Origin of the sequence: Blastococcus sp. HT6-4 (assembly GCF_039679125.1) — a bacterium.
In the GTDB taxonomy this organism is placed as follows: Bacteria; Actinomycetota; Actinomycetes; order Mycobacteriales; family Geodermatophilaceae; genus Blastococcus; species Blastococcus montanus.
Genome location: NZ_CP155551.1, coordinates 1055644 through 1081483 on the forward strand (window position 1 = coordinate 1055644; position 25840 = coordinate 1081483).

General features: G+C 74.5%; 32 protein-coding genes and 1 tRNA gene. 17 read left to right on the forward strand and 16 right to left on the reverse strand.

What is annotated here, in order from left to right; genetic code table 11:
- Positions 1-22 precede the first annotated feature (22 nt).
- The 4 genes from ABDB74_RS05185 (at position 23) to ABDB74_RS05200 (ending at position 3250) form a co-directional block, all read left to right on the forward strand.
- Complete coding sequence (locus ABDB74_RS05185; RefSeq protein WP_346622284.1) at positions 23-967, forward strand: ATP-dependent DNA ligase; 945 nt, start codon at positions 23-25, stop codon at positions 965-967.
- 182 nt (positions 968-1149) lie between these two features.
- Entirely contained in the window at positions 1150-2025 is an 876-nt protein-coding gene (locus tag ABDB74_RS05190; RefSeq protein ID WP_346622286.1) for a dienelactone hydrolase family protein, read from the forward strand.
- Positions 2026-2098: 73 nt separating this feature from the next.
- Positions 2099-2689, forward strand: a complete 591-nt coding sequence (locus tag ABDB74_RS05195) for a QsdR family transcriptional regulator (RefSeq protein ID WP_346622288.1) — start codon at positions 2099-2101, stop codon at positions 2687-2689.
- Positions 2690-2773: 84 nt separating this feature from the next.
- Complete coding sequence (locus ABDB74_RS05200; protein ID WP_346622289.1) at positions 2774-3250, forward strand: DUF4262 domain-containing protein; 477 nt, start codon at positions 2774-2776, stop codon at positions 3248-3250.
- Positions 3251-3255: 5 nt separating this feature from the next.
- Here ABDB74_RS05200 and bcp read toward each other — a convergent pair whose 3' ends face one another.
- From bcp to ABDB74_RS05215, 3 genes are all read right to left on the reverse strand, one after another.
- Positions 3256-3744 carry a thioredoxin-dependent thiol peroxidase gene (gene bcp, locus ABDB74_RS05205; protein WP_346622291.1) on the reverse strand — a complete coding sequence of 163 codons (489 nt, stop codon included), beginning with the start codon at positions 3742-3744 and terminating at the stop codon, positions 3256-3258.
- Between the two features lie 52 nt (positions 3745-3796).
- Positions 3797-4201: a YjbQ family protein gene (locus ABDB74_RS05210; RefSeq protein ID WP_346622293.1), complete on the reverse strand. Its 405-nt coding sequence runs from the start codon at positions 4199-4201 to the stop codon at positions 3797-3799.
- 64 nt (positions 4202-4265) lie between these two features.
- Entirely contained in the window at positions 4266-5018 is a 753-nt protein-coding gene (locus ABDB74_RS05215; RefSeq protein ID WP_346622294.1) for an ion transporter, read from the reverse strand.
- Between the two features lie 72 nt (positions 5019-5090).
- Between ABDB74_RS05215 and rph the strand changes: the two genes are divergently transcribed.
- Together rph and rdgB are read left to right on the forward strand one after the other, a co-directional pair.
- On the forward strand, positions 5091-5813 hold the full coding sequence (gene rph / locus ABDB74_RS05220) for a ribonuclease PH (RefSeq protein ID WP_346622296.1): 723 nt from the start codon (positions 5091-5093) through the stop codon (positions 5811-5813).
- Positions 5810-6421: an RdgB/HAM1 family non-canonical purine NTP pyrophosphatase gene (gene rdgB / locus ABDB74_RS05225; protein WP_346622297.1), complete on the forward strand. Its 612-nt coding sequence runs from the start codon at positions 5810-5812 to the stop codon at positions 6419-6421. The genes rph and rdgB overlap by 4 nt, the downstream gene beginning before the upstream one ends.
- A gap of 7 nt (positions 6422-6428) precedes the next feature.
- Here the strand turns inward: rdgB and ABDB74_RS05230 are convergent, their stop codons facing one another.
- Entirely contained in the window at positions 6429-6659 is a 231-nt protein-coding gene (locus ABDB74_RS05230) for a hypothetical protein (RefSeq protein ID WP_346622299.1), read from the reverse strand.
- A gap of 146 nt (positions 6660-6805) precedes the next feature.
- Here ABDB74_RS05230 and ABDB74_RS05235 point away from each other — a divergent pair, with 146 nt between their 5' ends.
- Both ABDB74_RS05235 and ABDB74_RS05240 read left to right on the forward strand, forming a co-directional pair.
- Complete coding sequence (locus tag ABDB74_RS05235; protein ID WP_346622300.1) at positions 6806-7159, forward strand: hypothetical protein; 354 nt, start codon at positions 6806-6808, stop codon at positions 7157-7159.
- 103 nt (positions 7160-7262) lie between these two features.
- On the forward strand, positions 7263-8183 hold the full coding sequence (locus ABDB74_RS05240) for a DUF6910 family protein (RefSeq protein WP_346622302.1): 921 nt from the start codon (positions 7263-7265) through the stop codon (positions 8181-8183).
- Between the two features lie 24 nt (positions 8184-8207).
- Here ABDB74_RS05240 and ABDB74_RS05245 read toward each other — a convergent pair whose 3' ends face one another.
- Positions 8208-8636: a hypothetical protein gene (locus ABDB74_RS05245; protein ID WP_346622303.1), complete on the reverse strand. Its 429-nt coding sequence runs from the start codon at positions 8634-8636 to the stop codon at positions 8208-8210.
- Positions 8626-8817, reverse strand: coding sequence for a helix-turn-helix transcriptional regulator (locus ABDB74_RS05250; RefSeq protein WP_346622304.1), 192 nt, complete (start codon positions 8815-8817; stop codon positions 8626-8628). The genes ABDB74_RS05245 and ABDB74_RS05250 overlap by 11 nt, the downstream gene beginning before the upstream one ends.
- Positions 8818-9114: 297 nt before the next feature.
- On the opposite strand from ABDB74_RS05250, the gene ABDB74_RS05255 reads away from it, so the two are divergent.
- Complete coding sequence (locus tag ABDB74_RS05255) at positions 9115-9294, forward strand: hypothetical protein (protein WP_346622306.1); 180 nt, start codon at positions 9115-9117, stop codon at positions 9292-9294.
- 198 nt (positions 9295-9492) lie between these two features.
- On the opposite strand, the gene ABDB74_RS05260 is transcribed toward ABDB74_RS05255, so the two are convergent.
- Positions 9493-9573 (reverse strand) — tRNA-Leu (locus ABDB74_RS05260).
- A gap of 87 nt (positions 9574-9660) precedes the next feature.
- Between ABDB74_RS05260 and ABDB74_RS05265 the strand changes: the two genes are divergently transcribed.
- A complete protein-coding gene (locus ABDB74_RS05265) occupies positions 9661-9930 on the forward strand; it encodes a DUF3618 domain-containing protein (protein ID WP_346622307.1) in 270 nt (89 codons plus the stop codon).
- A 66-nt stretch (positions 9931-9996) separates the two neighbouring features.
- Here the strand turns inward: ABDB74_RS05265 and ABDB74_RS05270 are convergent, their stop codons facing one another.
- A complete protein-coding gene (locus ABDB74_RS05270; protein ID WP_346622308.1) occupies positions 9997-10623 on the reverse strand; it encodes a TetR/AcrR family transcriptional regulator in 627 nt (208 codons plus the stop codon).
- Positions 10624-10748: 125 nt separating this feature from the next.
- Between ABDB74_RS05270 and ABDB74_RS05275 the strand changes: the two genes are divergently transcribed.
- Positions 10749-11846 carry an EAL domain-containing protein gene (locus tag ABDB74_RS05275; protein WP_346622309.1) on the forward strand — a complete coding sequence of 366 codons (1098 nt, stop codon included), beginning with the start codon at positions 10749-10751 and terminating at the stop codon, positions 11844-11846.
- Between the two features lie 14 nt (positions 11847-11860).
- On the opposite strand, the gene ABDB74_RS05280 is transcribed toward ABDB74_RS05275, so the two are convergent.
- A complete protein-coding gene (locus ABDB74_RS05280; RefSeq protein WP_346622311.1) occupies positions 11861-12466 on the reverse strand; it encodes a histidine phosphatase family protein in 606 nt (201 codons plus the stop codon).
- Positions 12467-12524: 58 nt separating this feature from the next.
- Between ABDB74_RS05280 and ABDB74_RS05285 the strand changes: the two genes are divergently transcribed.
- From ABDB74_RS05285 to ABDB74_RS05295, 3 genes are all read left to right on the forward strand, one after another.
- Positions 12525-13379 (forward strand): aldo/keto reductase, encoded by an 855-nt coding sequence (locus ABDB74_RS05285; protein ID WP_346622312.1) that lies wholly within the window; start codon positions 12525-12527, stop codon positions 13377-13379.
- 136 nt (positions 13380-13515) lie between these two features.
- Positions 13516-14670, forward strand: a complete 1155-nt coding sequence (locus ABDB74_RS05290; RefSeq protein WP_346622313.1) for an acyl-CoA dehydrogenase family protein — start codon at positions 13516-13518, stop codon at positions 14668-14670.
- On the forward strand, positions 14663-15346 hold the full coding sequence (locus ABDB74_RS05295) for a PaaI family thioesterase (RefSeq protein WP_346622315.1): 684 nt from the start codon (positions 14663-14665) through the stop codon (positions 15344-15346). Before ABDB74_RS05290 ends, ABDB74_RS05295 begins: the two co-directional genes overlap by 8 nt.
- 91 nt (positions 15347-15437) lie before the next feature.
- Here the strand turns inward: ABDB74_RS05295 and ABDB74_RS05300 are convergent, their stop codons facing one another.
- The 5 genes from ABDB74_RS05300 to ABDB74_RS05320 form a co-directional block, all read right to left on the reverse strand.
- The gene (locus tag ABDB74_RS05300) at positions 15438-16556 is read right to left on the reverse strand and encodes an NAD-dependent epimerase/dehydratase family protein (protein ID WP_346622317.1); all 1119 of its coding nucleotides are present in this window, start codon (positions 16554-16556) and stop codon (positions 15438-15440) included.
- 9 nt (positions 16557-16565) lie between these two features.
- A complete protein-coding gene (locus tag ABDB74_RS05305; protein ID WP_346622318.1) occupies positions 16566-17834 on the reverse strand; it encodes an MFS transporter in 1269 nt (422 codons plus the stop codon).
- Positions 17831-18427 (reverse strand): helix-turn-helix domain-containing protein, encoded by a 597-nt coding sequence (locus ABDB74_RS05310; protein WP_346622320.1) that lies wholly within the window; start codon positions 18425-18427, stop codon positions 17831-17833. The genes ABDB74_RS05305 and ABDB74_RS05310 overlap by 4 nt, the downstream gene beginning before the upstream one ends.
- 65 nt (positions 18428-18492) lie before the next feature.
- Positions 18493-19866 carry an MFS transporter gene (locus ABDB74_RS05315; RefSeq protein WP_346622322.1) on the reverse strand — a complete coding sequence of 458 codons (1374 nt, stop codon included), beginning with the start codon at positions 19864-19866 and terminating at the stop codon, positions 18493-18495.
- Positions 19867-19892: 26 nt separating this feature from the next.
- Entirely contained in the window at positions 19893-20720 is an 828-nt protein-coding gene (locus ABDB74_RS05320) for an alpha/beta fold hydrolase (protein ID WP_346622324.1), read from the reverse strand.
- Positions 20721-20794: 74 nt separating this feature from the next.
- On the opposite strand from ABDB74_RS05320, the gene idi reads away from it, so the two are divergent.
- The 3 genes from idi (at position 20795) to ABDB74_RS05335 (ending at position 22810) form a co-directional block, all read left to right on the forward strand.
- Positions 20795-21334, forward strand: a complete 540-nt coding sequence (idi, locus tag ABDB74_RS05325) for an isopentenyl-diphosphate Delta-isomerase (protein ID WP_346622326.1) — start codon at positions 20795-20797, stop codon at positions 21332-21334.
- Between the two features lie 405 nt (positions 21335-21739).
- Entirely contained in the window at positions 21740-22513 is a 774-nt protein-coding gene (locus ABDB74_RS05330; RefSeq protein WP_346622327.1) for an SDR family oxidoreductase, read from the forward strand.
- 21 nt (positions 22514-22534) lie between these two features.
- Positions 22535-22810: a hypothetical protein gene (locus ABDB74_RS05335; protein ID WP_346622328.1), complete on the forward strand. Its 276-nt coding sequence runs from the start codon at positions 22535-22537 to the stop codon at positions 22808-22810.
- A 9-nt stretch (positions 22811-22819) separates the two neighbouring features.
- Here the strand turns inward: ABDB74_RS05335 and ABDB74_RS05340 are convergent, their stop codons facing one another.
- Positions 22820-25186, reverse strand: a complete 2367-nt coding sequence (locus ABDB74_RS05340) for a SpoIIE family protein phosphatase (RefSeq protein WP_346622330.1) — start codon at positions 25184-25186, stop codon at positions 22820-22822.
- Positions 25183-25821, reverse strand: coding sequence for a biliverdin-producing heme oxygenase (locus ABDB74_RS05345; protein WP_346622332.1), 639 nt, complete (start codon positions 25819-25821; stop codon positions 25183-25185). Before ABDB74_RS05345 ends, ABDB74_RS05340 begins: the two co-directional genes overlap by 4 nt.
- Between the last annotated feature and the right edge of the window lie 19 nt (positions 25822-25840).

The window sequence follows — 25840 nt, forward strand, 5'->3', positions numbered from 1 at the left end:
GCGGCCGGGCAGCGTGACCGGCGTGGCCGACGAGGAACGCGACGGTGTGGCGCTGACCAGCCTGGACTCACCTCTCGGTGACGGGCTGGGGGTGACCAAACGGGCGCTGGTGGACCACCTCGACGCCGTCGCCGACCGATTGGTCCCGCTGCTCGCGGGGCGCCCGCTGTCGGTGGTGCGGGTACGCCCCGGGCAGGCGCCGTTCATGCAGCGCAACGTGGCGAAGGGAGCGCCGCCCTGGGTGCGCACGGTGGCGGTGTGGGCGGAGTCGGCGCACCGCGAGGTGCACCAGGTGCTCTGCGACGACCGCCGGACGCTGCTGTGGCTGGCCAACCAGCGGGCGGTGGAGTTCCACGTGCCGTTCCTGCCGGCCGGCTCCCGGGAGCCGACCGGGCTGGTGCTCGACCTGGACCCGCCCGACGGCGCCGACTTCTCCGCGGTCGTCACCGTCGCCCGGCTGGCCCGGCGGGTGCTGGAGGAGGCCGGCCTCGCCGGTGCGGTCAAGACCAGCGGCTCCTCGGGGCTGCACGTGGTGGTGCCCGTGCACGGGTCGCCGGTCGAGGACGTCGCCGCCGCCACGCGGGCGCTCGCGCAGCGGGTCGCCGAGCTGGACCCCGGCATCGCGACGACGGCGTTCCTGAAGGAGGAGCGGCACGGCCGCGTGTTCGTGGACTCCACCCGCTCGGGCACGGGCACCGTGGTCGCCGCCTACAGCCCGCGGGTGCGGCCGGGCCTGCCGGTGTCGGCCCCCGTGGCCTGGGCCGACCTCGACGCGGTGCGGCCCGGCGACGTCACTGTCACGGGCGCGGCAGCGCGCCTCGCCGACTGGTCGGCGCTGCTCCCCGGACCGCAGCAGCTGCCGCCCGACCTGCTCGCCGAGGGCCGCGCCATCCCGGTGGCCCGGGTGCAGGCGATGCACGAGGGGAAGCGGCGGGCACGGGCCCGGCGGGCCGCCGGAGGTGGCTGATCGTCGCCCGTACCAGGAGGTTCTGAAACATTTGCGGAAGGTGTTGCGCACCTCCGCTGGGTGACGCTACGTTGACGCCACGTCGACGGTGATGCCTATCACGAACCGGGCCCGGTGTGTCGGCGTACCTCCTCCTCGGTCGCCGCTGCCGTCGGCCGCGGCTCTCCTCCGAAAGGTCCACCGTGCCCATTCCACGCCTGTTGGCGCGCGCCTCCGCGGCGCTCGCCCTCACGCTGGCGACGGTCGTCGCCACGTCGGTCCCCGCCTCCGCCGACCCCTCCTGGTGGCGGGGCCCCGCGCCCACGCAGTCCAGCATCACCGCCGAACGCGGCCCGTTCTCCGTCTCGTCGACGTCGGTGTCGGACTGGTACACCCCCGGCTTCGGGTCGGCCACGATCTACTACCCGACCAGCACCACGTCGGGCAGGTTCGGGGGCGTCGCCATCTCCCCCGGGTACACCGCGTCGGAGTCGACGATCGCCTGGCTCGGCCCGCGGATCGCCTCCCAGGGCTTCGTCGTCATCACCTTCAACACCAACTCCCGCTACGACCAGCCGAACTCGCGCGGTGACCAGCTCCTCGCCGCGCTGGACTACCTGACCGGGTCCAGCTCGGTCCGTTCCCGGGTCGACGCCTCCCGGCTGGCGGTGATGGGCCACTCGATGGGCGGTGGTGGTGCCCTGGAGGCGGCCAAGGACCGGCCCTCCCTGCAGGCGGCGATCCCGCTCACCGGCTGGAACACGGACAAGACCTGGTACGAGGTGACGACGCCCACCCTGGTGATCGGTGCCGAGGAGGACACCGTCGCGCCGGTGGACAGCCACTCCATCCCGTTCTACAACAACCTGACCAATGCGCAGGAGCGGGCCTACCTCGAGCTGAACAACGCGAGCCACTTCGCGCCGAACAGCCCGAACGACGACATCGCGTCGAGCTCCATCGCCTGGCTGAAGCGGTTCGTGGACGACGACACCCGGTACACGCAGTTCCTCTGCCCGGGCCCGACGGTGTCGTACTTCGGCAGCATCTCGGACTACCGGGCCACCTGCCCCATGTGATGAGCAGCCGGTAGCACGGCGGGCGGGCTCCGATCTCGGTCGGGGCCCGCCCGTCCTGTCCTACGCTGCCACTGTGGCGGAGCCCCCGGTGGAGATCGTGCGGCAGGCGGCGCGCACGCTCCTGGAGGGGCGGCGGCTGGACACCGGCACGCTCGCCACCGAGCTCAGCATCGCCCGGGCGACGCTGTTCCGCCGGGCCGGCAACCGGGACGCGATCCTGGGGGAGGCGGTGGGCTACCTCGCCCGGCGAACCCTGCGGGCGATCGAGCGGGAGTACGACGCCCGTCCCGCGGAAGCCGAGCCCCCGGGGCGGCTCCGCTGCCTCGCCGTCAGCGAGGACTTCCGCTACGCGCTCAGCACCGCCGGTGTCGTCCGGCGGCTGCTCGACGAGGAGCCGGCGACGGCGATCCGGGTCTTCACCGATCCGCAGGGGCGTGTGCAGCCGCGGGTCGTCGAGGACTACACCGCGCTCTTCCAGCGCGACGTCGACGAGCTCGGCCTGGTCCCGCAGGTGCCGGTCCCGCTCCTGGCGCTGGCGGTCGTCCGGTTGGGCGAGTCCTTCCTGTACTCCGACGTGCTGGCCGCGCGCGCCCCGGACCTCAAGGCCGCGACCACGGTGATCGACGCGCTGGTCACGAGCGTCTTCGGCCTCGACGGCCGCTGACCGGCTCGTCCCCAGCTGCGCGCCGCGTCCACAGACCGGCCGCCGGCCGTCCGGATGTCGGTACCGCCCCGCAGGCTGACCGGCATGACCGATCCGCAGACCCTCGCCTGGCTCGACCAGGAGGACGCCCGGCTGGCACGGACGATCCGCGCCCACCGGGTCGCCGTGCAGTACGTGATGCGGGGGGAGGAGTCCGACGAACCCCCGTTCGGCTACACCGTCGGCCTGTTCGGGGTCGCCCACCCCGAGCTGGTCGTGGTGGGCGTCGGGCACGAGACGGCCTGCGGCCTGCTGAACGGGGTGGCCGGTCAGGTGCTCGCGGGCCGAGACCCGGTGGCCGGCGAGGTGATCGCCGACGGCCCGGAGCCGATCGTCGTCGAGCAGCTGCCCAACCCGGGGGAGGTGCTGTTCAGCGCCAACCGCTTCTACCAGCGCCCCGACGAGTACTCCGTGCCCGCCTACCAGCTCACCTGGGCGCACCCGGACGGTGGCTTCCCGTGGGACCCGGGGTACCCCTGCCCGCCGTCGTGCCAGCCGCGGCCGGGCACCTGGCGGGCGTGACCGCGTCAGCCGAGGCCGAGCTCGCGGCGCAGCTTGGCGACGTGGCCGGTGGCCTTGACGTTGTAGGACGCCTTCTCGATCCGGCCCTCGGCATCGACGATGAACGTCGACCGGATCACGCCGACGGCCTCCTTGCCGTACAGCTTCTTGGGGCCGTAGGCGCCGTAGGCCTGCAGCACCTGCTTGTCCGGGTCGGAGACCAGCGTGATCTGCAGCCCCTCCTCCTCCCGGAACCGGGCGAGCTTCTCGACCGGGTCGGGGGAGATGCCGAGGATGTCCAGGCCCGCCTCGGCCAGGTCGCCGGCCGCGGCGGTGAAGTCGACGGCCTGCGTGGTGCAGCCGGGGGTGAGCGCGGCGGGGTAGCAGTAGACGATCACGCGGCGGCCGCGGTAGTCGGCCAGCGACACCGGGTTGCCATCGGCGTCAGGCAGGGTGAACTCCGGCGCCGGGTCGCCGGCAGCCAGGCGGACGGGTACGGCGTCGGTCTCGGTCATGCCGCGCATCCTGCCGTGTCGTGGCGCCCCGCTCGCAAGGGGGCGGCGCGACTCACCCGGGGAGAAACGAGAAGCGCACCTGGCGCTGGTGGTTGTCGGCGTTGGTGTCGACCAGGCAGATCCGTTGCCAGGTGCCCAGCATGAGCCGGCCCTCCAGCACCGGCACGCTGGCGTGCGGGGGCACGAACGCCGGCAGCACGTGGTCGCGGCCGTGCCCCGGGGAGCCGTGGCGGTGCCGCCACCGGTCGTCGCGCGGGAGCAGCTCGTCCAGCTGGGCCAGCAGGTCGTCGTCGCTCCCGGAGCCGGTCTCCAGGATCGCCAGACCCGCCGTGGCGTGCGGCACGAAGACGTGCAGCAGGCCGTCGTCCTCCGACCGCACGAAGTCGGCGCACTCGTCGGTCAGGTCGACGACGACGGGGACCCCGCCGGTCCGGACGGCACGAAGTTCCGATCTCATGACCCCGATCCTGCCCGGCGTCCCCGCCTGCTGCGTGCCCGAGCCGCGCGGACGGCCCCGCAGGTCAGCCGGAGCGCTCGTCGGCCGGTTTCTCCGACAGGAGCGCCCGCAGGTGCGCGACCTCCTCGGTGAGCGCCTGCAGGTCCCGCCGGGTGACCGCCTCGGTCTCCTCGCCCACCTGCTGCACGCGCTCGACCAGCCAGGAGGCGAACGTGGCGGTGACCACGCCGAGCAGGGCGATGCCGGTGAGCATCAGGCCGGCGGCGACCACCCGGCCCTCGGTGGTCACCGGGTAGCGGTCGCCGTACCCCACCGTCGTGACGGTCGCGAACGCCCACCACAGCGCCTCCCCGAACCCGTCGATGTTCGCCTCGGGGTGGTCGCGCTCGGCGTCGAGCACGGCCAGGGCGGCGACGAACATGAGCAGCGTCGTGGCGCCCACGACGAAGACCGCGACGCGGCCGCGCAGCGAGCGCCCGGCGTGCCGGTTGAGCGCGTTGAGCAGGGTGACCAGGCGCAGCAGCCGCAACGGCCGCAGCAGGGGCAGGACGATCACGGCGAGGTCGAACAGGTTCGATCGCACGAACGCCCGGCGGTGCTCCGCCAGCCGGAGGCGGACCGCGTAGTCGACGGCGAACCACAGCCAGGTCACCCCGGCGACCCAGCCGCACACGGCCGGCCAGGGCGGGGGCAGGTCGGGCTCGAGGATCGGCCAGGCGTACGCGGCGAGGAACAGCAGCGCGGCGGTGGTGAGGATCCAGTCGGTCGAACGCTCCCAGCGCTCCCGTCGCCGATCGGTCAGGGAGGTCACCGCCATGCCTGCCGACGCTAACGGTGCGCCGCGGGTGCGCGCCGTGGTGGCCCCGGCCGCGCACTACTGTCGGCAGCCGTGACCCGCCCCGACGGCCGCACGGCCGATCAGCTCCGCCCGGTGACCATCACCCGCAACTGGCTCGACCACGCCGAGGGCTCGGTGCTCGTCGAGTTCGGCCGCACCCGGGTGCTGTGCGCCGCGAGCGTCACCGAGGGGGTGCCGCGCTGGCGCAAGGGCTCGGGGCTCGGGTGGGTCACCGCCGAGTACTCGATGCTGCCGCGGGCCACGCACACCCGCAGCGACCGCGAGTCGGTGCGCGGGAAGATCGGCGGCCGCACCCACGAGATCAGCCGGCTCATCGGACGCTCGCTGCGCGCCTCGATCGACCTCGGGGCGCTGGGGGAGAACAGCATCGCCATCGACTGCGACGTCCTCCAGGCCGACGGCGGAACGCGCACCGCCGCGATCACCGGCGCCTACGTGGCGCTCGCCGACGCCGTCTCGTGGCTCGGCGACCGCAGGAAGCTCGCCAAGCCGAACCCCCTGGCGCAGTCGGTGGCGGCGGTCAGCGTCGGCGTCATCGACGGCGAACCGCGGCTGGACCTCGCCTACGAGGAGGACGTGCGGGCCGGCACGGACATGAACGTGGTCTGCACCGGCGACGGCGGCTTCGTCGAGGTACAGGGCACGGCCGAGGGCGCCGTCTTCGACCGGCCGACGCTCGACGCCCTGCTGGACCTGGCCGTCGCCGGCTGCGCCGAGCTGACCCGCCTGCAGGCCGCGGCGCTGTCCCGATGAGCACCCGGCTCCTGCTGGCCACCCGCAACGCCGGCAAGCTCGCGGAGCTGCAGCGGCTGCTGGAGAGTGCCGTCCCGGGGGTCGAGGTGCTCGGTCTCCGCGACGTCGCAGAGTACCCCGAGGCGCCGGAGACCGGCGCGACCTTCGCGGAGAACGCGCTGCTCAAGGCCCGGGAGGCGGTCCGGCACACCGGGCTGCCCGCGGTGGCCGACGACTCCGGGCTCACCGTCGACGCGCTCAACGGCATGCCGGGGGTGCTGTCGGCGCGCTGGTCGGGAAGGCACGGGGACGACGACGCGAACACCGCGCTCCTGCTGGGGCAGCTGGCCGACGTCCCGGACGAGCGGCGCGGCGCGGCCTTCGTGTGCGCTGCCGCGCTGGTGACCCCGGACGGCACCGAGCGGGTGCTGGAGCGGGAGTGGCGCGGGACCGTGGTCCGGGAGAAGCGCGGCAGCAACGGCTTCGGCTACGACCCGGTCTTCGTCCCGGCCGGGCTGGAGCGCACCTCCGCGGAGCTGTCGCCGGCGGAGAAGGATGCCCGCAGCCACCGCGGCCAGGCGTTCGCCGCGCTCGTGCCCGTGCTCGCCGAGGTGCTCGGCGCGCGCTGAGCCCCGCTCAGCCCTGTCGGGGCGCGAGCCCCAGCCAGGCCGGGAAGTCGTCCTCCTCCGGCTCGGCGTGCCGGCCGCGCCGCGTCGGCTGTTCCTCGCCGGCCACCCGCGCCGCCACGCCGAACTCCGGCGCCCGGTGCCGGCCACGGGCGGGGACGGCCGCGATCGAGTGGACGACGGCGGCGCGCATCACGGCCGCGGGCAGCCAGGTGGCGCCGGAGAGGGCGGGGGAGGTCATGCCTCCTGATCGGCGCGCGGGGCGCCTTGCCCGAGCCCGTGCGGGGCACGTCCACCCACGTGGGTGAACGGCCGGCCGTCGCCCCGTGACCCGGGGCGCACCGACCCCGCTCAGTAGCCTCCCGGCATGGAGCTCGTGCGCCTGCTGTGGTCGGCGTCCACATCCTCGGCCTGTCGTTGATCATCGGCCCGTTCCTGTTCCAGGTGACCCGGAAGGCCGGCTTCGACACGACGCTGATGCAGGTCGGTGCCCTCACGCAGCTGGTCACCGGTCTGGCCCTGGTGGGGGTGCGGGAGGCCGGCGACCTGGCCGTGGACCACGTGAAGATCGGCGTCAAGCTGGTCGTCACGGTGCTCGCCGTGGTCACGGTGTTCCTGGCCGCGCGCAAGCAGCAAGCGGCCGATGCAGGCCGGGCCGATCCGAAGGCGCCGCTGCCGTTCTTCCACACCACCGGCGCGCTGGCGATCCTCAACGTGTTCGTCGCCGTCCTCTGGACCTGACCGCACCGCAAACCGGAGCCCGCTCGGGAACCGCTGGGCCGCTCCGCTGGGGGGAGATGCCGGCCCGGGCGTGAGGTCGGGCCGGTCCGGGCACAGATACCGGATGCGAGTCGTCGTGGAAGAGACCCGGGTCCTGCACTTCGACGACGGGACGCCGGTGACCGCGGCGTCGGGCGTCGCGCCCTTGGGCGACGGCTGGCTGGTCGTCCAGGACGACTCCACGATCGCCGCCTGGCGCCGCCCCGGCGGGGTCACCGCGGTTCAGGTGCTGCCGTCCGTCGAGGGTCTCGACACCTTCCGGGAGGACGAGGGCACCAAGCACCTCAAGCCCGACCTCGAGGTGGCCTGCCCCGCGGAGGTGGACGGGGAGCCGGCGGCCCTGCTGCTCGGCTCCGGCTCGACCCCGCGGCGCATGCGCGGCGTGCTGGTGCGGCTCGACGCCGGCCGGCCGGTCGTGCGGGCCGCCGAGCTCGGCCCGCTGTACGAGCGGGTGGCCGAGCGGCTGGGCGTGCCGATCGACTCGGTCAACCTCGAGGGCGCCAGCCGGCACGGGGACGTCGTCCGGTGGTTCAACCGCGGCAACCTCGCGGCCGGTGTCCGGTCCGCCAGCGTGGACGTGCCGTTGGCGGCCATGGTCGCCGCCGTGCTCGGCCGGGCGGAGCCGGGCTCGGTGCCGGTGGACCGACCGCGCCACTACGACCTCGGTGAGGTCGAGGGCGTGGGCCTCGCGATCACCGACGCGGTCGCCCTCCCCGACGGGCGGGTCCTGCTGAGCGCGGCCGCGGAGGACACCCCCAACGCCGTCGACGACGGGCCGGTGGTGGCCACCGCCATCGCGCTGGCCGACGACGAGACCGTGCTCGCCGTCGCGCCGGTCTCGGAGGTCGACGGCCACGTGCGCAAGGTCGAGGGGCTGGCGCTGCGCGGGATGCGCGACGACGTCGTGCACCTGCTGGCCGTCGTCGACGACGACGACCCGGACACCCCGTCGGCCGAGCTCGAACTGCGGGTGGAGCTGTCCTGACCCGGCGGACCGGTGTGCGGCCGGTCAGCTCCGGCGGTTGATCACCACGAAGGCCGCGGCGCCGACGAGGACCTCGGCCAGGAGCAGCAGCGTGAGCACCATGTAGACGTAGGCGCCCAGGCCGATCGCGATCGTGGCGGCAGCGGTGAGCGGAAAAGCAGCCAGCCCGAGCACGGCCAGGGCGCGGGTCAGGACGGCGTCGTCGCGCTCGTCCCCGGTCTGGGTCCAGGCCCGCTCGAAGGTGGAGGTCCGTCCCGGGCGGCGGATCGCCCGCCACCAGAGAACGGCGCCGGCGACCAGGCCGACGGCCGCGCCCTGGAGGAGCCCGGTGCCCATGTTCCCGGGCCCGTGCTCGCGCAGCAGCAACCCGGCGACGATCAGGGCGGCCAGGACGGGCAGGCCGACGCCGAGGGCGAGGATCGCGGAACGGCGGGTGCGCGCGTCAGTCGACATGGAAGATCTCCTCCACGGTGCTGCGGAAGTGGCGGGCGATGGCGATGGCCAGGGGGAGTGACGGGTCGTAGCGGCCGGTCTCGATGGAGTTGACGGTCTGCCGGGAGACGTCGAGCGCCTCGGCCAGCTCGCGCTGGGAGAGCCCGGCGGCCAGCCGGAGCTCGCGCACGTCGTTCTTCACGGGCCCTCCACCTGGTCAAGCGACCTTGTCATGACAAGCGTGCTTGACGGGGGTTGATGGTGTCAAGGGTGCTTGACCGTCATCGCGGGCGGCCTCGCCATCAGGGATGTCACCACGCAGGGCGCTTCCTGGGCGTCGACTCGGCGCTGATCCCGGCGCAAGGACCCTTCGGGCTCTGCTCTGCCTGACCAGTACCTCGCGCATCACACCTGCGCGCGCTGCCCGCACGGAGGATGCTGTTCGTGCGGGCAGCGCGCTCAGCCGGAGGAGGAATACGTGATCGGGACAGTGGCGAACGTGTCGAACCCTGATGGTGCCCGTCACCGCGCCGGGCGCGTGCGCACCTCGTTGGTGGCGGGGCTGGCCCTGATCACCATGGGCCTGGCCGGCTGCGGGGATCCCGATGACGATGACGGCGGTGTCGGGTACGTCGCCGCAGAGCTGGTCGTGCCCGTCGGAGCCCCCGGGGCGGCGTGATCCACCGGCGGAGCCGGCCGGCCCTGGCGCCCACCAGCACGCCGATCGGCTCGGCTCGGGCGCTCGCGCGCAGCGGAATACGCCATGCGTGCCATGACCCCGTGAGCCCGCGCGGCCCACAGAGGGGCACCTGCGCCGTGCATCGAGTGGAGACGCCTGGGTCACTGGGCCACTCGACCGCTGGCCCCTCCGTCGCTGTGCGGGAGGGGGGAGTCGAACCCCCACGCCCGAAGGCACCAGATCCTAAGTCTGGCGTGGCTGCCGTTACACCACTCCCGCGTGGTCCCGGAGTCTAGGAGTCCCCCGGCCGGGTGCGCCCGAGGCCGTCGGCGCGCTGACCTGCGTGGCGTCTGGCAGGCTGTCGCCGTGCCCCGCGACCCACGACAGATCCAGCTCGAGATCGACTCCGCCCGCGAGTCGCTGGCCGCCACGCTGGACCAGATCGCCTACCGCACCAGCCCGACGCGCCTGAAGGCGCAGGGCAAGGACGCGGTGCGGCGGTTCCTGCAGACGCCGGCCGGCCAGGCGACGATGGGGGCCGCCGGCCTCCTGGTCACGCTCGTCGTGGTCCAGAAGATCCGGCACCGCAGAGCCCCGGTGGAGAAGGTCCAGGTCCAGGTGCGCCGCAAGCGCTGACCGCCCCGACACGACGAGACCGGCCCGTCCCCGAGGGGGCGGGCCGGTCCCGTCTGCGTCCAGCCGTCAGGCGCGCGCCCCGGCGTGGCTGCGCACCAGCGGGAGCACGACGGTGTCCAGCACCTCGTCGGCGTAGGCGTCGTCCACCGGGTCGCCGGTGAGCAGCCAGCGCTGCACCAGCAGGGCGCTGATGGTCTCGGCGGCCGGCGTGGTGCGGAACGACGGGTCGAGCTCGCCGCGCGCCTCGGCGTTGGCCAGCACCTGGTCGAACGGCTGCGACCACACGGCCAGCGGGCCGTTCCGGAAGGCCTCGGCCAGGGCCGGGTGCCGCGGCACGGTGGACAGCAGCGACAGGGTCGCCGCGCCCGTCGGGCCGTTGACGACGCTGGCGAGCGAGTGCATCAGCTCGCGCAGGTCGCCTTCGAGGGACCCGGTGTCCGGGGTGTGCGCCTCGGCGCGGTTCAGGTCGGAGATCGTGTCGACGACGAGGTCCTGCTTGGTCCGCCAGCGGCGGTAGATCGTCGCCTTGCCCACGCCGGCCTCGGCCGCGACCGCGTCCATGGTCAGCGCGCCGTAGCCCACGTCGGCCAGCAGTCGCAGGATCGCCGCGCGGATGACGCCGTCCCGGCTGGGATCACGGGGCCGTCCGCCGCGGCTGGGACGGGCGACTTCGGCGGTGGAGGGAGCTGCCATGGGGAAACCTTAGACACTCAAGTTGTGAACTACCTGGAAGTCCCCTGCCAGTACCCACGGAAGTGCGTTCCGATACCGCCGCGCGCCTGTCACCCGTGCCGCGGTCGGTGGGTCACCCTCTGAGGGTGGGAACCATCTGCGGCGGTGTCTGTGGGTGCCGCCGGAACTGGGAGGTCCCCGGCCGCGCCACCCGGGTGCTGCTGGCCACCTCCATCGGCCACGTCCTGCCGCACGTCGCCCGGACCGCGAAGGCCCTCGGCCTGACCGTGCACTCCGCGCCGCAGCTCGTCGACGTCGTCGACGAGCGGGGCGGCTCGGGCCTGGAGCGGCTGTTCCAGCGGCTGGCCCGGGAGCTCACCGCCGCGGAGACCGAGGCGGTGCGGGTGGCCACCGACCCGCCCGACGACGGCGCCGCGCTCATCGCCCGCCTGCTGACCGCGCCCACCCTGGCCGTGGAGCTCGCCCGGCGCGGGGTCACCGTCGAGGTGGGAGTGCTCGCCGAGGCGGAGTTCTGGTCGGTGTACCAGCCGATCGTCTCTCTCGCCGACCGCTCCGTCGTCGCGCACGAGGCACTGCTCCGCGGCCTGGTCGACGGCCGCGAGGTGGGTGGTGGCGACCTGTTCTTCGTCGCCGAGTCGGCCGGCTGGCTGGACCGCCTCGACCGCATCGGCCGGGAGTCCGCGATCGCCGGCGCGGTGCCCTGGCTCCGCGGCGACGACCTGTTCGTCAATTTCAACCCCACCTCGATCTACCGGCCGCAGGTCTGCCTGGCCAGCACCGAGCGGGTCGCGCACGACGCCGGCGTCGACCCGCGCCAGCTGGTCTTCGAGGTGGTGGAGTCGCACGCCATCGCCGACCGCGGGCACCTGGTCTCGGTCCTGGAGCACTACCGCTCGCTGGGCTGGCGGGTGGCCCTGGACGACGTCGGCTCCGGCTGGTCGAGCCTGTCGCTGCTGGCCGCCATCCGCCCGGACGTCGTCAAGCTCGACAAGGGGCTGGTGCAGCAGCTGCCCGACGACGGGGCGCGCACGGTCCTCCGGGCGGTCACCGACCTGGCGCACCAGCTCGGGGCCGTCGTCGTCGCGGAGGGCATCGAGACCGAGGAGCTCGCCGAGGAGGTCGTAGCCCTGGGCGCCGACCTGGGCCAGGGCTGGCTGTTCGGCCGGCCCGTCCGCCCGCAGACGCCCGCCGAGGAGCCCGAGGGCCGCTGGCAGCCGGTCTAGCGCACGCCGCCGGATCAGCCGAGGGCCCACCCGGTGAGCACCGGGCGGCCGTGCTCGTGGCCGAGGATCCCGTACCGCCCGGCCGGCAGCGCGAAGAGCGCCCCCGCCTCCGGTGCCAGCCCCAGCCAGCGGGCCGTGAGCACCCGCAGCACGTGCCCGTGCGCGACGAGAACGACGTCGCCCTCGTCCAGCCGGGCGCGGGCGCGGTCGAGCACGCGGTCCACCCGCCGGCCGACGTCGGCCATCCCCTCGCCGGGGGTCTGCGCCGTGGCCGTGCCGTCGCGCCACACCGACCACTCCCGCTGCAGCTCCTCGCTGATCTCGGCGGTGGTTCGGCCCTCGTAGCTGCCGTAGTCGATCTCCACCAGGTCGGGGTCGACGGCGGTCGCCGACAGCCCGGCCAGCTCGGCCGTGCGCCGGGCCCGCACCATCGGGCTGACCCGGACCTCGACGAACGCCCGCTCCCCGAGGACGCCCCGCAGCGCGCGGGCCTGCTCCTCCCCGTCCGGCAGCAACGGGAGGTCGGTCGTCCCCGTGTGCTGGCCGCTCCGGCTCCACTCCGTCTGCCCGTGCCGCACCACCACGAGCTCCCCGACCTGCCCACCGATGATCTCGCCCACCGGCTCATCGAACACGGTCCGGGGAACAGGCGCGCGGGTTGCCGCGCTGGCCACCGGCATGACCACCGCGCAGCGCACCGACATCTTCTCCATCGGCGGCGACCTCCCCGTCCACCGCCTCGGCTACGGCGCCATGCAGATCACCGGACCCGGGGTCTGGGGCGAGCCGGTCGACCGCGCCGGGGCCCTCGCCGTCGTGCGGTCGGCGATCGAGCAGGGCGTCGACTTCATCGACACCGCCGACTCCTACGGCCCGCAGGTCAGCGAGCAGATCATCGCCGAGGCCGCGTTCCCGTACCCCGACGGCCTGGTCATCGCCACCAAGGCGGGCCTGACCCGCACCGGCCCGGGGGTGTGGCCGCCGTGCGGCCGGCCCGAGTACCTCACCCAGCAGGCCGAGCTGTCGCTGCGGAACCTGAAGGTCGACCGCATCGACCTCATGCAGCTGCACCGCATCGACCCGCAGGTGCCGCTGGCCGACCAGCTCGGCGCGTTCAAGGAGCTGCAGGACCAGGGCAAGGTGCGGCACATCGGGGTCTCCGAGGTGTCGGTCGACGAGCTGAAGGCGGCCCGCGAGATCGTCGACGTCGTCAGCGTGCAGAACCTGTACAACCTGACCAACCGGCAGAGCCAGGACGTCCTCGACTACGCCACCGCCGAGGGCATCGCCTTCATCCCGTGGTTCCCGATCGCCACCGGCGACCTGGCGGCGCCGCACAGCCCGGTCGCCGACATCGCCCGCGAGCTCGACGCCACCCCGTCGCAGGTGGCGCTGGCCTGGCTGCTGCAGAAGTCGCCGGTCATCCTCCCGATCCCGGGCACGAAGTCCGTCGACCACCTCACCGAGAACCTCGGTGCCGCGCGGCTGACGCTCTCCGACGAGGACATGGCGCGCCTGGACGCGCTGGCCTGACCCCGCCTCGCACGGCATAGGAAGCTCTACCTACGTCCAGCAGCCCCGGGACGTAGGTAAAGCCTCCTATGCCGGCAGGCGGGGAGGACGGGACCCCGGCGCGAGAGCCAGCTGAGGTACACGTCACCATGGCCCCGTGGACGCTGAGGACTTCCGCCAGGTCAAGGACGCCGTGCGCCAGCTCATCCGCGAGTCGGTGGTGCCCCGCGAGGAGCAGATCGAGGACGAGGACCGCATCCCCGACGACCTGCGCGCGCAGGCCGCCGAGATGGGCCTGTTCGGATACGCGCTGCCCGAGGAGCACGGTGGCCTCGGCGTCACCATGACCGAGGACGTCGAGCTGGCGTTCGAGTTCGGCTACACGACGCCGGCGTTCCGTTCGCTCTTCGGCACCAACAACGGCATCTCCGGCCAGGTCATCGCCCGCTTCGGCAGCGACGAGCAGAAGAAGAAGTACCTGCCGGGCCTCTCGGCCGGTGAGCTGATCGGCTCGTTCGCCCTCACCGAGGCCGAGGCCGGCTCCGACCCCGCCGGGCTGCGCACCAGCGCCCGCCGCGACGGCGACGGCTGGGTCATCAACGGCAGCAAGCGGTACATCACCAACGCGCCGATCGCCGACCTCTTCGTCGTCTTCGCCCGGACCGACCCGGAGCAGAAGGGCGGCCGGGGCATCTCCAGCTTCGTCGTCGAGACGACGACGCCGGGGGTCACCGTCGGGCCCAAGGACAAGAAGATGGGTCAGGCCGGGGCCTGGACGAGCGAGGTGTTCTTCGACGACGTGCGGGTGCCGGCCGACGCGCTGATCGGCGAGGAGGGCCGCGGCTACGCGAAGGCGCTGACGGTGCTCTCCCGCGGCCGGCTGCACATCGCCGCCCTCTGCGTCGGCATGGCCCAGCGCGTGCTCGACGAGTCGGTGGCCTACGCCGCCACCGCCAAGCAGGGCGGCGCCCCGATCGGCCGTTTCCAGCTGGTGCAGGCGATGCTCGCCGACATGCACGCCGAGGTGCTGGCCGGCCGCAGCCTGGTCCGGGACGTCGCCGCCCGCTACGACTCCGGCGAGGACACCTCGGTCGGCCCGTCGTCGGCGAAGCTGTTCTGCACGGAGATGGTGGGCCGCGCCGTCGACAAGGCGGTGCAGGTGCACGGCGGCATGGGCTACCTGCGGACGACTCCGGTCGAGCGGTTCTACCGCGACGCCCGGCTGTTCCGTCTCTACGAGGGCACCAGCGAGGTGCAGCGGGTGATCATCGGCGGTGCGCTGCTGCGCGAGGCCGGCATGGCGCGTGGCTGACCGACCGGAGCTCTCCGTCGAGGAGCGCGACGTCCGGCGGGACGCGGTCGGCGACCTCGGTGCGGCGCTGCGCGACCTGGTCGACGCCGCGGTGCGCACCGAGGTGCCGCTCGGCGAGCTGGCCGCCGTCGCCTCCGCCGCCCGGGAGCTCGCTGCCCGGCTGCGCGCCGACGGGCGCGGGCTGCACGACATCGCCTCGGTCGACGACCCCGCGACCGGCGAGCGCTGGTACAGCCCGGTCTACGGGCCGGGCAACCCGGTGGCGCCGCCGATGGAGGCCGACAGCAGCCCCGACGGCCGGGCGACCGGCCGGGTGACCCTCGGCAAGACCCACGAGGGGCCGCCCGGGCTGGTGCACGGGGGAGTGGTGGCGACGATGCTCGACCACGTCCTGGCCCGTGCGATCCGGGCGGCTGGCCGGGGCGGGCTGACCGCCACGCTGACGGTCACCTACCGGCGGCCGGTTCCCCTGGGCGTCCCGCTCGTGGTGACGGCGCAGCTCGGCGCCACCGAGGGCCGCCGGACGACCGCGATCGCGCGGCTGGCCGCCGAGGACGATCCGGTGACGACGCTGGCCGAGGCCGAGGGCCTGTTCGTCGCGCTGCGCCCCGAGCGGGCCGCCGACGTCTTCGCCCCGACCGGGCGTGACGTGGGGGCCTGGACCAGCCGATCCTGACCGGCCGATCCTGACCGGCCGCTCCCGACCCGGCTCGACACGCGGAACGCCATGACCCGCACGCTGCTGGGCAGCGCGCCGGGCTGACCGCTCAGTTCGCCCGCGGACCCGGGGCGTTGTCCGGATCGCCGCCCGGGTCGAGCGGTCGCCCACCGGACGGGGTCAGGAGGGGGCCGGGTGCGCCGTCCCCCCGGCCGGCCGCCGCGACGAACTGCCGGAGGACGTCGTCGCCGGTGTGGAACGGGCCCCAGTCGAGCAGCTTCCGCGCCCGCGCGGTGTTGAGCGCCGGCGCCTGGAGGCCTAGGTCGAGCCAGGCCGGCTCGGTGGGCACCACGCGAGCGGTGAAGGCGGCGTGCAGGCCGGCCCGCAGCAGCGACGCCGGCGTCGGTACGCGGAACGTGCCGAGCGCGCGGGCGAGGGCGGCGGCGTCCATGAGCGGCTCCGCGGCCAGGTTGAACGGGCCCGGAGCGCGCCGGTCGAGCATGCGCTCGATGGCGTCGGCGACGTCGTCGGTGTGCACGAAGGCGATCGACAGCCCCGGCAGCGGCAGGGGCAGCAGCCGGGCGAGCGGGCCGGGCAGCATGCGGGCGGCGCCGTACACCAGTTCGCCGAGGAAGTAGCGGCCGATCTCGCTGGCGGCCTCGGGCTGGAGCACGAGCGTGGGCCGGACGACGGTGAGCGCCGTGTCCGGGTGCCGGCCGAACACCTGGCGGACCACCCGCTCGGCCTCGGACTTGTCGCGGCTGTACTGCGAACTCGGGATGCCGGTGGTGGGCCAGTCCTCGGCCACGCGGGAACCGCGGGCGCCGGCCGCGTAGGCGCCGATGGAGCTCATGTGCACGAACTGGTCGACCCCGGCCGCCGCGGCCGCCCGGGCGACCCGGCGGGTGCCCTCGACGTTGACCTGGCGCAGCATGTCCGGGCGCCGTCCCGGCTGCAGCGCCCAGGCCAGGTGCACCACGGCGTCGGCGCCGTCGACGAACTCGGCCAGCTCCGCCTCGCTGGCCGCCTCGCCGAGGTCGGCCAGGTGCCACCGGACGCCGTCGTAGGGCGGGATCGACGGCGGCCGTCGCCGGGCGAGCCCGCGCACCTCGGCCAGCCCGGCCTTCGGATCGGTCAGCCGGCGCAGGAGGGCCGTGCCGACGTTGCCGCTGGCTCCGGTGACGGCGACCGTGCGGCCGGCGAGATGACCGGGGGAGAAGTTCGGCATGCCCTGCCGCTACCCGGCCGTCCCCGCGCCAACCGGTTCGCGCAGCCGGAGCGAGACCGCGGCGGCGAGCACGAGTGCGGCGACGGCGACGGCGAAGCCCGCGGTGTGGCTGGTCGCATCGGCCAGCCGCGCCACCGCCAGGCTGCCGGCGATCCCGCCGGCCTGCAGGGCCAGGGAGGCGACGGAGACCGTCGTCGCCCGGTGCTGGGCGGTGACGCGGGTGTGCATGAGCTGCTGGCGCAGCGGCCAGCCGGCCGCGTTCACCAGGTAGAACAGCGCGAAGGTGACCGCCGTGACGGCGAGCACCGGGCTCACGGCCGTGGCGGCGAGCACGATCGCCGCCAGTCCGGCCACCGACGCGGTGGCGACGGCGGTCGATCCGCCGGCGGCCCGGCGCACCCTGCCGGCGAGGACCGAGCCGACGGAGGCCGCCGCGAACGACGCCGCCATGACCACCCCGAACACGGCCGTCCCCTCGGTCACCCCGCCCGCGAGCTCGGCGGACCGCAGCGGGCCGAGCAGTTCGACCGTCGAGAACACCAGCCCGCTCACCGCCGAGAGGACCAGCAGCCGGCGCAGGATCGCGTCGTGGCGGGTGAGCCGGGCGGTCTCCCGGACCAGCCGCGGCACGTCCCGGCAACCACGCAGGAGCGCCGTCGCGCCGGACGTCGGGGCCGCGACGGTCCGCAGCGGCGTCACCAGGGCCACCAGCGCCACCAGGTAGACGACGTCGACGCCGGCCGCGACCAGGAACGGGATGACGAGCACCGCGCTCCCCGAGCCCTCGGCCAGCACCGGGACCAGGCCGCCGAGCACCGCGCCGAGGGTGAGCCCCAGGCCACTGGCCGCGGCGGCGCGGCTCAGGCCGGGCGTGGTGTCGGCGCCGGGATCGGCGGCGTGGGTGGCGTCGACGAACCAGGACTCCAGCGGCCCCGAGTCCAGCGCCCGGCCGGCGCCGATCAGCCCGTAGGCGAGGGCGAAGACGACGACGTCCTGGGCGGCGGCCATCGTGAGCAGCCCGGCTGCGCCCAGCACGGCGGAGAGCACGAGCACCGGCCGGTGCCCGATCGCGTCGGCGAGGCCGCCGGTGGGCAGCTCCAGCGAGACGGCGACGATCGAGTGCACCGCGACGGTCAGCCCGATCTCGGTGGTGCTCAGGCCGCGCGCCGACGCGAGCAGCACGATCACCGGCACGGTGATGCCGAGCGGCAGCCAGCGCAGCGCGGTGAGGAGCACGTAGCGGCGCTGGACGGCCGCGACGTCGAGCCGGGTGCTCACAGGGGGTAGGTCGTCAGCGGGAAGAGGTCCAGCAGCACGTGCACCGGCGGCTGTCCGGCGTCCTCGCGGGTGTCCCGCCAGCGGGCGAGCACGGCGTTGAGCTCGTCGGCGAGCTCCCGGGCGGCGTCCGGGGACAGTCGCAGGCTCCAGTCGTTCAGCGACACGGCGGCGCGCCGGTCGTCGTCCAGTTCGCCGCGCTCGGTGGCGTGCGCGGCCAGCAGCCGCTGGTGGAGGGTGATCTGGCGGTGGCTGATCTCCTCCACCGCCTCCCGGCCCGCGGGGTCGTCGACGAGGGCGGCCGTGTCGAAGTGGGTGCTGCGGTGGGGTGCCCGCCACCAGCGGTCCCGGCCGTTCCCCTCGTCGGGCAGCTCCTCGACGAACCCGTACGCGGCGAGCTGGCGCAGGTGGTAGCTGGTCGACCCGCTGCTCTCACCCAGGCGCTGCGCCAGGCGTGAGGCCGTCGACGGGCCGTCGTTGCGGAGCGCGGCCATCAGCCGACCGCGGAGCGGGTGGGCGAGGGCGCGGAGGGCTCGGGGATCGGAGACGTCGATGGTCCCGTGCGGAGGCGGTGCCGCGGGTGTGCGCTCGGCCATGCGCCGACAGTAGAACGCAAACACTCCTTTGCAAAGATTCCTTTGCGTTACTCGTGGGTGGGTGCTCAGCCGCCGGTGTCCGGCGTCACCCGCACGAGGCCGCCGCCGGTGCCGATCGTCTCGAGCGACTCCCCGCGGCGCTCGGGAAGGCCGAAGGTGGCCAGCGCCGCCACCACGAAGAACGCGGCGAAGGTCCCGAACACCAGGCCGGTGCCCCCGGCGTCGACCAGCAGCGGCACGCACAACGGCGCCGCGATCGAGGCCAGCCGGCCGAACCCGGCCGCGGCCCCCGCGCCGGTCGCGCGCAGGGCGGTCGGGTAGATCTCCGGCGTCACCGCGTAGAGGGCGCCCCACGCGCCGAGGTTGAAGAAGGACAGCACCATGCCGGTGACCAGCAGCGCCGTGTCGGCGTCGGCGGTGGCGAACAGCCCGGCCCCGACGGCCGAGCCGGCCAGGAACGTCGCCAGCGTGGGGCGCCGGCCCCACTTCTCGATGAGGAAGGCCGCCACCGCGTACCCGGGGAGCTGGGCGAGGGTGATGTAGAGGGTGTACTCGAACGACCTGACCAGCGAGAAGCCCTCGTTGAACAGCAGGGTCGGCAGCCAGATGAAGGCGCCGTAGTACGAGAAGTTGATGCTGAACCAGACGATCCACAGCGCGGCCGTGCGGCTGCGCGTGCCGGCCGCCCACAGCGCGCGGGGCCCTGGTGGGGCGCTCGGCGGCGCGGGCGCCGGAGAGGCGACCGGCTGCACACCGGCGGCCCGCTCGAACCGGCGCACCGCGGCCTCGGCCTCGTCGGTGCGGCCCCGCAGCTCCAGGAAGCGCACCGACTCCGGCAGCCCCCGGCGGACGACGACGGCGTACAGAGCGGGCAGGGCGCCGATGGCCAGCGCCCACCGCCAGCCGTTGTCGCCGCCGGGGACGACGAAGTACCCGATCAGGGCGGCCAGCGTCCAGCCCACCGCCCAGAACGCCTCGAGCAGCACGACCACGCGACCGCGCACCCGGGCGGGCGCGAACTCGCTGACCAGGGTGGAGGCGACCGGGAGCTCAGCCCCCAGGCCGAGGCCGATGAGGAACCGGAAGACCAGCAGCGCGCCGACCGACCACGACAGCGCGGCCGCCCCGGTGGCCAGCCCGAAGACCAGCAGGGTGAGGGCGAAGACCTGGCGCCGGCCGAACCGGTCGGCGAGCAGCCCGCCGAGCGTCGCGCCGATCGCCATCCCGGCGAAGCCGATCGAGCCGATCCACGACACCTCGCTGTTGGACAGCCCCCACTGCGCGACCAGGGCCGTCATCACGAACGAGATGAGCCCGACGTCCATGGCGTCCAGCGCCCAGCCCAGCCCGGAGCCGACGACCAGCCGGCCGTGCTCCCGGGTGAAGGGCAGCCGGTCGAGGCGTTCGGCCCGGGTCCGCGACGACGTCGTCTCCGTCATGCCGTGCAGTCTCGCAACCGCCGGTCTCAGCCCCGGACGTGGGCGGTGATCAGCTCGGCGGTCCGGTCGGCGGCCAGCTCGGGGATCCAGTGCGGAACGCCGTCGAGGACCTCCAGCCGGTAGGGGGCGTCGACGAAGCGGGCGGTGTCCTCGGTGGCGGCCCGGCCGAGGAACGCGTCGCCGGTGCTCCACACGTGCAGCGTCGGCACGCGCACCCGGCCCACGGGGTCGCGGCCGCTCCAGGGCAGCGCCCGATACCAGTTGAGCGCCGCCGTGAGCGCGGCCGGCTCCCGCATCCGCCGGACGTACCGGTCGACGGCGTCGTCGGGGAGGCCGCCGGAGGACAGCAGCCGGCGCAGGGCCGCGCCGTCGCCGGCCAGGAGCACCTGCTCGGGCAGGATCGGCAGCTGGAACAGCCCCACGTAGTAGGAGCGCAGCGCCTGGTCGCTGGTGGCCAGGGCGCGGGCCATGGCGCCCGGGTGCGGCACCGAGAGGGCCGTGAGGGTGCGCACCCGGCCGGGGTGCCAGGCGCCGAGCGCCCAGCCCACGATGCCGCCCCAGTCGTGGCCGACCACGTGCGCCGAGTCGAGCCCGGCGGCGTCCAGCAGGGCCAGGACGTCACCGACCGTCTCGCGCAGCCGGTAGTGGGCCCGGCCGCGGGGGCGGGCCATGGGCGAGTAGCCGCGCTGGTCGGGGGCGAGGGTGCGCAGGCCGTGCTGGTGCAGCGCGGGCGCCACCCGGTCCCAGGCGGTCGAGTCCTGCGGGAAGCCGTGCAGGAGGACGACGGGCTCGCCGTCGCCCGGTCCGGCGTCGCGGACGTCGAAGGTCAGGCCGTTCCGGCGGTAGCTGTCCACCCGGCGACTGTGCCCCGCCCGGTCTCCGCGCACACAGGGAGGCGGTGCGTGCGCCGATCGGGGACCATGGTGGGGTGACCGCGCCTCCTCTCGAGCTCATCGTGCTGGTCGACGACGACGGGCGGGAGATCGGCACCCTCCCCAAGCCGCAGGTGCACCACGGGGAGACGCCCCTGCACCGGGCGTTCTCCGCCTACCTGTTCGCCGACGACGGCCGCCTGCTGGTCACTCGCCGGGCCGAGGGCAAGGCGACCTTCCCGGGCATGTGGACCAACACCGTGTGCGGGCACCCGGGTCCGGGGGAGGACGACGGCGCGGCGATCGCGCGGCGGGCCGACTTCGAGCTCGGCCTGCGGGTGACCGACGTGCGCCCGGCGCTGCCCGGGTACCGGTACCGCGCCGAGTTCCGCGGGGTGGTGGAGAACGAGGTCTGCCCGGTGTACGTCGGCCGGTTCGCCGGTGAGCCGGCGCCGGAGCCCAGCGAGGTGGGGGAGTGGGAGCTCCTCGACTGGGCGGCCTTCCGCCGACGTCAGGAGACGGAGGGCGACGCGTGGTCGCCGTGGTGCCGGGAGCAGGCGCGGCTGATCGAGCAGGCCGGGCTGCACCGGGTCTGACCCGTTCCTGCTCGCCGCTCGTGGCCGGCTGCTCCGTCGCCTAGCGTGGCCGGGTGACCCTCAGCTCGGACGACGACCCCCACGCAGTGGCGCGTGGGGGGCCGCTCGACGGCAGCGTTTTCGGTGACGCTGTACCGGAGGAGTTCGAGGTCGTGATGGCTGACGGCTCGCACCATCGGTACGTCGTCACGGACGAGTGGGGCGAGAGCGCGTCCGGTGCACGCGCACGGGTCTACGCCTGGCACGGCCGACGGGGCGCCCCCCGGTAGCGACCAGCCGCAACGGTCGCGACGGGACGAGCGGGACGTCGAGGTCGGGTCGCCGTCCGCCCTCGTCCGACCTGCGGCCCCGTCGATTGTCGACGAGGCTGTCCGCACGGACACGTACGGACGACGGAGGGGCTGGATGGACGCGTCGCTGAAGGGTCGGGTCGCGCTCGTGACCGGTGGGGCGAGCGGCCTCGGGCGGGCGACCGCCCTGGCGCTGGCCGAGTCCGGTGCGCACGTGGTGATCGCCGACATCGACGCCGCGGGCAGCGAGGAGACGTTGTCCCGGGTGAGCGCCGCCGGCGGCTCGGGCGAGGTGCTCGGCCTGGACGTCACCCAGGACGAGAGCCGGCGCGCCGTCGTCGCCGACCTGTTCGACCGGCACGGCGACACCTTCGACGTCCTGGTGAACGTCGCCGGCATCGACCGGCCGGGCTACATCACCGACATCGACCTCGCCGACTATCAGCGGGTGCAGGCCGTCAACTGCGAGGGGCCGATCTTCCTCACCAGCGAGTTCATGAAGCGGGTGCAGCACCTGCCCGAGGGCCGCACCGCCGACGTCGTGCACGTCGTCTCGCTGTCGGCGATCACCTCCGGCAGCGGGGCCATCGCCTACAACGGCTCCAAGGCCGGCTTCCTGAACGCCACCCGGTGCATCCAGCGGGAGCTGCGCGAGAAGGCGACCACGCTCCCCGACGGCAGCGAGCGGCCCTTCCCCTGCCGGGTGCAGAGCGTCATCCCCGCCGCCATGGACACCCCGATGATGGAGCAGTGGGGCATCCCCGGGCACCTGATGATGCCGCCGTCGGCGGTGGCCGAGGCCATCCGCACCCTGCTCCTCCTGCACCCGGCGAGCTTCGTGCCGGAGATGCAGATCGTGCCCCGGCTCGAGCCCAACTTCCCCCGCTGACCGATCGTGAGGAACAACCGCGTGAACGCACCGGACGACCCCACCCCGGACACCGCGATGGCGTCGGGTTCCGACGCCGGAGAGCCCGGCGGTCACCTCGGCCCCGGTGACCTCGCGCCGGACGAGGAGCGGCTGCTGGCGGCGCTGGAGCGGCGCGACGGAACGGACCTGGTGGGCTCGCCGCAGGACGTCGTCGCCGCGACACGGGCGGCGGAGGACGAGGGTCCGTTGCCGGCCGCGGGCGGCGAGCCCGACGACGGGCTGACGCCGCGGTTCACCGCCCCCGAGCCGGACTGACCGGGCTGCTCAGCTGTCCTGCGGCCGCAGGCGGACGGCGACGAGCGCGACGTCGTCCTCCGCGCCGTCGGGCAGCAGCCGGTCGATGAGCCGGTCGCACATCGCGGTCACCGGGAGGTGGCGCAGGTCGGCCAGCGCCTCGCCGAGCAGGGTCACGCCGTCGTCGAACACCTGGTCGCGCCGCTCGACCAGGCCGTCGGTGTAGAGCAGCAGGGTCGACCCGCGCTCGATCACGGTGACCTGCTCGCTGCGCGGCCGCCCCGGGTCCACGCCCAGCAGGAGGCCGGCGCGCTCGGGGACGAGGAGCTGCTGCACGCCGTCGGGGGCGACCAGCAGCGGCGGCAGGTGGCCGGCGCTGGCCCAGCGCAACCGGGTCACCGCGGCGGCGCGTTCGGCCGGGGTCTGCTCCAGCCGGCCCACGAGCACCGTCGCCATGGCGCCGAGGTCCAGGCCCTCGATGGCGGCGTCCAGCCGGGACAGGACCTGCGCCGGCCCGGCCGCGCTGTCGTAGGCGATCCCGCGCAGCAGCCCGCGCAGCTGGGCCATGGTGGCGGCGGCCTCGGTGTCGTGGCCGACCACGTCGCCGATGACCAGCATCGTCGATCCGTCGGGCTGCTGGAACACGTCGTACCAGTCGCCACCGACCTGGGCCTCCCGTGCGGCCGGCACGTAGCGCACCGCGACCTCGAGGTGGTCGGGCTCGGGCGGGTCGGACAGCAGGCTGCGCTGCAGCGTCTCGGCGGCCCGCACGATGCTGCGCGAGCGCGCGTACAGGGCCTCGAGCACGTGGGTGCGCAGCTCGCCGGCCTCGGCGATCTCCTGGGCCGACCACGGTTCCGACCGGCCGCGGACGGTCTCCCGCCACCGCTCGAACGACTTGCGCGGGCTGAGGCGGACCTCGTCGCCCTCCCGCTCGGCGATCGCCTTGTTGTGCGGGTCGCCGCCCCAGTCGATGTGCCGGACCGCCTCGCCGCGGAACCAGAGCACGTACTGGCCCTCCGGGAGCGGCAGCACCAGCACACCGCACGCCGCCCGGCCGCCGAGCCGTGGCGCCACCGAGGCCAGGGCGTCGGTGGCCACGACGTCCTTGCCCTGGACCGCGGCCCAGCCCGCGATGGCGTCGGCGAGCCCGGCGGGCAGCTCCGTGCCGGCGCAGCCCCGGGTGCCCTGGAGGTTGACCACGACGCCGTCGGCGTCCAGCAGGTCCAGCAGGCTCGGGGTGCCCAGGACGGTGTCGGTGAGCGGCCGGTCCTCGTCCATGGTGGCGGCGGTCAGCCAGGCCAGCGTCGACCGGACCCGCAGGGCACGGTGGAACTCGTCGTCCTGCACCCGGTCGACCAGCCGGACCGAGAGCGTCGACCCCAGGAACTCCGCCGCCGCGCGGGTGGCGTACGGCGGGGCGTGCGGTCCGCTGTAGTGGTGGCAGGCGATGAGGCCCCAGAGCTTGTCGTCGCGCAGCAGCGAGATCGACATGGATGCGCGCACGCCCATGTTCTTCAGGTACTCGACGTGGATGGGGGAGACGCTGCGCAGCGACGAGTACGTGAGGTCCAGGGGCCGGCCGGTCAGCGGGTGGTCGACCGGCTCGAGGGGGACCGGCGTGTAGTCGACGTCGTTGAACAGCCGGATCCAGTTCTTCTCGTACAGCGCCCGCGCCTGGGCGGGGATGTCCGACGCCGGGTAGTGCAGGCCCAGGAACGAGTTGAGGTGCGGCGCCTTCGCCTCGGCCACCACCTCGCCGTTGTAGTCGGCGTCGTAGCGGTAGACCATCACCCGGTCGAACCCGGTGAGCTCCCGCACCGCCCGCGCGGTGATCCCGTACAGCTCCTGCAGCGACGACGCGCGGTTGAGCTCCGCGACCGTTCCCCGCACGGCCTGGTAGGTGTTGGGGAAGGAGAAGGGCCGGGGCCCGTGCGCGGGCTCCAGCTCGACGACGAGGGTCGACACGGGCAGCGCGCCCGGGGGATCGGCGACGGGGCCGCCGTCCCCGGTCACCGCGGGGCCCGGTTCGGTCAGCGTGCGGTGCAGGAGGGCGTCCACCGGCACCGCCTGCCCGCCGACGTCGATGGTGATCTCGACGGGGTTGCGCTCGCGGAGGTCACCGAACGCGCTGGCCGAGCGGATGACCGCGTCGGCCGCCGCCGCGCCGAGGACGTCGGCCAGCGGCCGGCCGAGGGCCTCCCGCAAGGGCAGCCCGGTGAGGTCGGCGAGGTTCTCCGACACCTGCTGGACGATCCAGTCGGGGTCGCTGACGGCGATGAGCACGCCCCGCGGCTGGATGCTCCCCGGGATGTGGATCGGCTCGCGCTCGCAGTTGGTGAGGTCGACGGGTTCGCCCACGGGCAGGAACCCGGTCTCGTGCCCGACGCCGGTCATGCCCGCGCCCCGTCGACCCGGGTCGCGGGCCGGCACCACTCGGCCAGCGCGCGGAAGGTCTCCCGCGCGGAGGCGAGGATGCGCTCGGCGTCGCCTCCGGCCGCGACGCGGGCCCGGGTGACGTGGCGGTAGCCGGCCCACATCGCGCCGGTGTCGGGGCCGTACGGCGAGAACGCCCGGATGCGGACGCCGGCCAGCCCGGGGAGGTCGGCGAGATGCCGGTCGATGAACGTGCCGCCGAGGGTGGAGCCCTCCAGGACGTAGAGCCGGCCCAGCGCGTCGTCGGTGCCGGGGACCGCGGGGAGCGCCGGCACCGCGGTCGACGCGGGGGCGCCCAGGGCGGCCAGGTCGACCGCGAACAGCTCGGCCCGGCGCCGCCGGGGCCAGTCGACGGACCGGGCGTCCACCGGCAGGCGGCCGGCCCACTCGTCGAGCCCCCGCTCGGCCGCCACCCAGAAGCCGTGCAGGAGGGTGACCACCTGCACGAGCCTGGTCCGGTCGAGCGCGGGGTCGAGCAGGTCCAGCGTGCGCTCGACGGTCTCGTGCTCGTCCGCGGTGCCCGTGCGGAGCACACGCAGCACGTCGTCGTCCCCGCTGCGGTGGTGGTGGTGCGCAGCCTCTTCTACCGCAGCCATTGCTGTGAGGGTAGGTGAC

Coding starts and splice junctions, on each gene's coding strand:
- ABDB74_RS05285 (WP_346622312.1), top strand. CDS start 12,525: ATGACCACCGCGCAGCGCACCGACATCTTCTCCATCGGCGGCGACCTC.
- ABDB74_RS05230 (WP_346622299.1), bottom strand. CDS start 6,659: ATGACCTCCCCCGCCCTCTCCGGCGCCACCTGGCTGCCCGCGGCCGTG.
- bcp (WP_346622291.1), bottom strand. CDS start 3,744: ATGACCGAGACCGACGCCGTACCCGTCCGCCTGGCTGCCGGCGACCCG.
- ABDB74_RS05300 (WP_346622317.1), bottom strand. CDS start 16,556: ATGCCGAACTTCTCCCCCGGTCATCTCGCCGGCCGCACGGTCGCCGTC.
- ABDB74_RS05215 (WP_346622294.1), bottom strand. CDS start 5,018: ATGGCGGTGACCTCCCTGACCGATCGGCGACGGGAGCGCTGGGAGCGT.
- ABDB74_RS05210 (WP_346622293.1), bottom strand. CDS start 4,201: ATGAGATCGGAACTTCGTGCCGTCCGGACCGGCGGGGTCCCCGTCGTC.
- rdgB (WP_346622297.1), top strand. CDS start 5,810: ATGAGCACCCGGCTCCTGCTGGCCACCCGCAACGCCGGCAAGCTCGCG.
- ABDB74_RS05200 (WP_346622289.1), top strand. CDS start 2,774: ATGACCGATCCGCAGACCCTCGCCTGGCTCGACCAGGAGGACGCCCGG.
- ABDB74_RS05310 (WP_346622320.1), bottom strand. CDS start 18,427: ATGGCCGAGCGCACACCCGCGGCACCGCCTCCGCACGGGACCATCGAC.
- ABDB74_RS05330 (WP_346622327.1), top strand. CDS start 21,740: ATGGACGCGTCGCTGAAGGGTCGGGTCGCGCTCGTGACCGGTGGGGCG.
- ABDB74_RS05345 (WP_346622332.1), bottom strand. CDS start 25,821: ATGGCTGCGGTAGAAGAGGCTGCGCACCACCACCACCGCAGCGGGGAC.
- ABDB74_RS05270 (WP_346622308.1), bottom strand. CDS start 10,623: ATGGCAGCTCCCTCCACCGCCGAAGTCGCCCGTCCCAGCCGCGGCGGA.
- ABDB74_RS05340 (WP_346622330.1), bottom strand. CDS start 25,186: ATGACCGGCGTCGGGCACGAGACCGGGTTCCTGCCCGTGGGCGAACCC.
- ABDB74_RS05315 (WP_346622322.1), bottom strand. CDS start 19,866: ATGACGGAGACGACGTCGTCGCGGACCCGGGCCGAACGCCTCGACCGG.
- ABDB74_RS05245 (WP_346622303.1), bottom strand. CDS start 8,636: ATGTCGACTGACGCGCGCACCCGCCGTTCCGCGATCCTCGCCCTCGGC.
- ABDB74_RS05240 (WP_346622302.1), top strand. CDS start 7,263: ATGCGAGTCGTCGTGGAAGAGACCCGGGTCCTGCACTTCGACGACGGG.